We start from the raw sequence: 5,832 nt of genomic DNA on the forward strand, positions 1-5,832 counted from the left end.
GGATTGGGGATTGGGGATTGGGGATTGCGAAAAATCTTCTCTTGTGCATTCCCCAGTTTCCCATTTTCCCATTTCCCTGTCCCCAATTCCTAGTCCCCAGTCTCCAGTCCCCTCTTGTGGTAGCCAACGCAGTGCCTCTTCTAGATAGGGTGTTGCCCCTAATGCAGTTGAAGCTAAGGTTCGAGGGGCACTAATCCGGTCTGGAGGCAAATGAGCAGATCCTGTTGGAATTGACACAGTAAAGCAACTACCTGCTCCTAAAACACTGGTGACATGGACTGTTCCACCATGCATTTGCACCAATTCTTGCACCAGCGACAATCCAATTCCTGATCCTTCAAAAGTACGTCCTTGCGCTCCTTTGACACGGTGAAATCGTTCAAAAAGGTGGGGGATTTCTTCTGCTGGGATACCGATTCCTGTGTCTTTTACTGCGAACTCAATATGGTCATTTGACCACTGTAAGCTGACAGTAATTTCTCCAACCATCGTGAACTTAAATGCATTTGAGAGCAGGTTAAGAACAATTTTTTCCCACATCTCTCGATCTACATATACTGGTGCTGGAAGGGAAGGACAATTGACTGATAACTGCATCCCTGCCCGTTCTACCGTTGAACGAAATACACTAGCTAGTTCTGCGGTGAAAGTGGCAAGGTTGGTGGGTTCGTATGAAGCTTGAACTCTTCCAGCTTCAATGCGCGAGAAGTCTAGCAGGCTGTTGACCAGTTTCAGCAAGCGGAGTCCGTTGCGTTGCACCATTTCTAACTGCTCTCGTTCGTTGGCTGGAAGCAGAGTGGCACAATTGGCTAAGGTTTCCTCTAATGGCCCCAACATCAGGGTAAGTGGGGTACGGAACTCGTGGCTGACGTTGCTGAAAAAGATGGTTTTAGCGCGATCAATTTCTGCCAAGGCTTCAGCACGTTTGCGTTCTTCCTCGTAAGCTTGGGCGTTAGCGATGCTGGCTGCAATTTGAGCCGCAACTAAATCGATGAATCCTCTATAATTATCGTCGAATAGCCTAAAGGGATTCAAACCAGCAATTAATATACCAGCTTTTCCCGTTTGACCAGATGGTGCAATTGGCACAGCGATCGCTTGATGGGGCGATCGCTGCCAAACACCACAAGGTAAGCTACTAAAAGACACTGCCAAATCGGAAATCAATTTTGCCTGATGTGTTCTAATCACTTCCGCAAAGGGCCAAACTGAATCAGAATCGAGAGCTACTGTTTCTGGAACTGCTACGTGGTTTTCCCCAATGCGGCACGTTCCAGCCAGAAAAACTTGCTGCTGATCTGGGTCAACCAGATAAATCATTGCAAAAGGCAGGTCGTAAGGATTGCTCTCTAGACAATTCGCACTCAGCGTACAAGCTTCATCAAATGTCCGTGCATCTGCCGTCCTCGCCGCTAGTTCGCGTAAAAGCGCTAACTGACGCTCACCGATGATGCGCTGCGTGTCCTCTGTATTGGCACAGATGATCCCACCTGTGTCGCCCTGGTCATTAGGAACCGGGCTATATGAAAAAGTGTAATAGGTTTCCTCCGGGTAGCCGTTGCGCTCCATAATTAGCAGTAGCGCTTCGTCGTAAGTGCCCTCGTTCTTCAGCATCGCTGATTCTGCTCGAGGCCCAATCTGATCCCATATTTCCCGCCATACATAAGAAGCTGGCTGTCCAAGTGCTTCTGGATGTTTGCCGCCAATAATACCCTTATAAGCGTCATTGTAAAGGTTAATCAGTTCCTCGCCCCACCAGACAAACATAGGTTGACGGCAAGTCAGCATAATTCGGACAGCAGTCTTCAAACTCTGTGGCCACTGCTGTGTTGGGCCAAGGGAAGTTTTTGACCAGTCCTGTTCTCGCATCCGCGCACCCATTTCACCTCCACCGAGAAGGAAATTTACGTCGGCGTTGCTTGCTGACGTTGACTCGTTCTTCATTGATTCCTCTCGATTGGTCATGCGTCGATTACAGGCTATATCTGTGGTCGTCTTTTGGGAAAAATCCCCTCTAAATCAGAGGTTTATGATCCTAAACAGTCATTTTTGAGGATATTCAAGGACAGATATAGCGTAAAATCCCAACTCTGCCGTGACTTTTCAAAGCATTGAGATTGTCTTTTAGGGGCAAGTTGCTGTTTTGGCTATTTTCTATAGTCACCTTTATATCATCTATATTCCAAGCTACCAAGGCCGATTCTCATTCAGAACTCACAAAGCTTACTCCTCTTGTCGGAAGTCTGTTACCTTAACAATTTGACCACGTTCACCTAACTCATTGAGTAAACTACTAATTCGCTGTATTGCTAAAGGAGAAGGTGTTACACGTCCATTTTCCCAACGATTAATTGTTGCAAAAGTGACACCAAACTCGGCGGCAAATTTTTCTTGAGACAGATTTAACTCTTGCCGCAGGGCACGAACTAGTTTGCCAATATTAGGTTGCTTTGCCACAAGTAGGCTTCCACTCTGAAGCATATAGATCAAAGTTTATAAAGCACTATATATTATCATTTCTACGACAGAGTGTTCTTTTGCGTCTATTAATCCTGAGATAGAGATTTTAATCTCAAGTTAGAGGATGTTTGAAAAGTATTATTGCTAACATCAAAATCTTAAAAAACCTAACCAAGTCATTTACTTTTTGTAGATCAAAAAAACTGAACCAATCGGCCCAAAATTTTCTACATAAGTTTTTTGGTTGTAATACAATCCTGGAGACATACCCCCATCAAATAATATCCCTTCTTGAATCTTACCTAAACAGTTATTGCTAGCAATGCCTTCCAGGACATTATCAAACATATCTGGCAGTAACTCTTGATTAACTTGAGATAATTCAATATCTGAATTAGCTTTCAAGTCATTAACTAATAGTATTACATAGCCTTGATTAGTGATAGCTGCCAAAGAACGATTAGTTGCATTTTTACAAGCAAATTCTCCCAAATCTTGACAAATGTCTTTAAACTTACCCTGACGATAGAATCTGCCATTACCGCCCACTAAATTGTAATTAAGAATATCGCTTTTTCTTCTACCAGCCTGGATAGTAGCCTGTCGCTGCTGGGGTGTACCTCCTGAGATCCCAAAAGAAGAGCGCTTATTCTTAAATGCTCCTGAATACTCGACACCACGAGAAACATTTAAGCCTTGTGGTTTATCATCAGTACCTATATAGTCAGCATTAATTGCAGCAATCGGTAGCTGTCCGTTTAATTTGGCATTATCATCGACAATGAGATCACGAAACTGCTTTGGTACATATTCTTTACGCAGTTTCCCCCTAGCATCTTTGGCATAAAGTTTATGAGATAGACCAACATTAACTTTGAAATCTAATTCTGATGATTTGGGATTAAAAATAATCACATTGTTAATACCTCTTTGATTTTTTTTACCATGATTATTGGTTTTAAAAAAGTCAATACTGAACTTAGGATCTTTGCCAGGACAAGTTTTAGATGCTTTTGGTACTGAATTTGCTTCAATTTCTTGACAACCTGATAATAAGCTTGCACCAATTATCAAGATAAATAACAAAAATATTTTTTTTGTAGACATAATGATGCAAAAAAAACCGCTACAGAATTACTATAGCGGGGAATAATTTAAAATTTCAGTCTGGAGTTAATCTGATAACCAAAACTTAAGAAAACCACTCTAAAACAGCTTCTTCTTTGGTATTGGTATTTCGGGATGGTGTCTCACGGTTAAATTTCATCTGAATTGACCGGGTTTGTTCACCATCAGCAGCTACAGCCAAAATCGGATAGTCAATTAAACCATCCTGGAAGGACATCTGGAAGCGGAATGTTCCATCTGGATTTAGCTGAATTGGGCGACCACCAATGGTTACGGTAGCATCAGGTTCTGTTGCACCGTAGACTATCAACTCAGCATCGGCAATTAACCAGAACTGGCGCGGACGCATTGGTATGGCGGAAGCTGAGAAGCCAACACCTGACATTCCTACACCGGAAGCAGTTAAGCCAGAGACGGTAGGAACTGCCCACATACCCACACCAGATGGGAAAACGTAGGAGCTAATGGCTTGTTCAGGACGTGCTGAACCTGGTACTTGGTGCTGGGAGCCGAAGATAGAACCAGCAACCCGTAGTGCTTCGGCAGATTCAGCTAAACCAAAGATTTGGTCGTAGATGGGGTTGCCGTTGGTATTCACAGGATTACCACTGGCGGTAGCTGCAATCTTCTTGGCAGGGGGAACTAGTTCGTATTGAGTCTTACCACGCAAATCTTCTTCAAAGTTGACAGTGATGAAGACATCCTCTATCCAGTCAGAAGGATAAACGGGAGGAATGTGTACTCTAGCAGAACGAGCGAGTACTAACCAGCGACCATCAGCAGCACGATAGCCGATATCGATTACATAATCGCGATCGCTAACTGGAACTGGTAGATACCATTCTCTAGCTAGTTCATCAGCAGGATATTCTTGAATGCTGTGGGGGCTTTGGTATTCGATATCGATGTCGGTGACATCATAAATCCGTAGTGCCAGTTGTTGTCCGCCTTGCCGGCGCAGTTCCTCTTTGTGCTCATTAGGAATATCCCAGTAAGTGTAAGCCCACTGAGGATCACGTGGTAATAGAACAATCCGGCTTTCACCATAGCCAGAAGGTAAATCTGCGAGTCCTTCATCAACATCAGCTAGAGATCCACCAGTACGATCTTCCTGACCTAATTCAAACTTTGCAGCTTCCACGGTTTCCTGTGCCTCCAATGAACGAGATGGACTGAACGAATTTTTGCTGCGCTGGACTTCTTGAATTGATGCCAGCAATTGTGATTTACGCATTCGGCTATAGCGAGAGATGCTATATTCGCTAGCAACTTTGCGTAGTTGGCGTAAGGTCATCTCCTCTAGTGGCGGGCGTTCTTTTGCCATTAATTTGGCCTCCAGTAGTTTAAGCGGTAAATGATTTCCCCTGGTTAAAGAATGCTATATAAAATGTCATCCACTCCAGATGAATTTCTTATTCCTGACTCCTGGTTTTGCCCAGTTTTTAAGTTTTTTAGTCTGTTTTTAAATTGGGGTCACTTCTTTCAATTCCTTAGTTCTGCCAAAATTAGCATTTCTTCGGGATCGGAGAAGTTCTATTTGTTAAGTCAATATTAACCACTAAGCATATGTAGGGATCAAGTGTTTTCCATAGGTTTTTTGCCTGTTACACGAATTTATCAGCCCTTCCGGGATCTAATTGTCATGATTTTATGACATCGATAGCTAGTTGGATGTCGAGCAATGGCAAAAATGTCAATTTTTCATGACATTGTGTTGTGTGTTGGTCAAAAACCTAAATCTACAAAGACAGGAGCAGGATTTAAAGGGGCTTGGTGTGAGGAATTAAACCCACTACTATCTGACTTTTCACGGTATCTGGAAAACCTCTCTAAATCTCTTTCCTTTTAGGCTACGGTGTACATACAAGTAGACCCAGAGTCAGTTTCCAGGCGAAAAAGGTGGATTTCTCTCGTTCCCATGCTCTGCATAGGAATGGATTATTAGAGGCTGCCGCCTCCAGTCAGACATTGAGTCTCTGACCTTGAGGGGAGACAAAATACCCTGAAATAGATATATGGCAAGTAGTGTAGCAATTTATGGTAAAAGAAAAAGAGTATTAATTCGCAATAAGCCCTATTAATGATAATATTACCAGAATTCTACGAAACAAACCTCAAGCGAGAATTGGGACGTGCAGAATATTTATTACTAAAGATCCTGATAAATTTATTACAATCTATTAAAACTGTTAGCATTGAAGCATTGGCTACTGCTTTACCTATCCCCATATTTTTTGAAAGTAG

Annotated in this window: 4 protein-coding genes and 1 pseudogene; 1 reads left to right on the top strand and 4 read right to left on the bottom strand. The window is 42.9% G+C overall.

Translation table 11 applies throughout. The features are described from left to right. The 4 genes from F8R90_RS02105 to F8R90_RS02120 all read right to left on the bottom strand — a co-directional run. Positions 1–1,944 (bottom strand): sensor histidine kinase (locus tag F8R90_RS02105; RefSeq protein WP_230966050.1); only part of this gene is annotated, 1,944 nt, incomplete at its 3' end. Between the two features lie 279 nt (positions 1,945–2,223). Then, positions 2,224–2,457, bottom strand: coding sequence for a helix-turn-helix domain-containing protein (locus F8R90_RS02110; protein WP_331000588.1), 234 nt, complete (start codon positions 2,455–2,457; stop codon positions 2,224–2,226). A 183-nt stretch (positions 2,458–2,640) separates the two neighbouring features. Continuing rightward, positions 2,641–3,567 carry a phosphodiester glycosidase family protein gene (locus tag F8R90_RS02115; RefSeq protein WP_196509174.1) on the bottom strand — a complete coding sequence of 309 codons (927 nt, stop codon included), beginning with the start codon at positions 3,565–3,567 and terminating at the stop codon, positions 2,641–2,643. A gap of 85 nt (positions 3,568–3,652) precedes the next feature. Beyond that, on the bottom strand, positions 3,653–4,912 hold the full coding sequence (locus F8R90_RS02120; protein WP_196509177.1) for a DUF4912 domain-containing protein: 1,260 nt from the start codon (positions 4,910–4,912) through the stop codon (positions 3,653–3,655). A gap of 762 nt (positions 4,913–5,674) precedes the next feature. Between F8R90_RS02120 and F8R90_RS02125 the strand changes: the two are divergent. Then, positions 5,675–5,832 (top strand): annotated as a pseudogene (locus tag F8R90_RS02125) (IS4 family transposase); the annotation flags it as partial.

Source organism: Nostoc sp. NZL, from assembly GCF_015714705.1.
Lineage (GTDB): Bacteria > Cyanobacteriota > Cyanobacteriia > Cyanobacteriales > Nostocaceae > Nostoc > Nostoc foliaceum_A.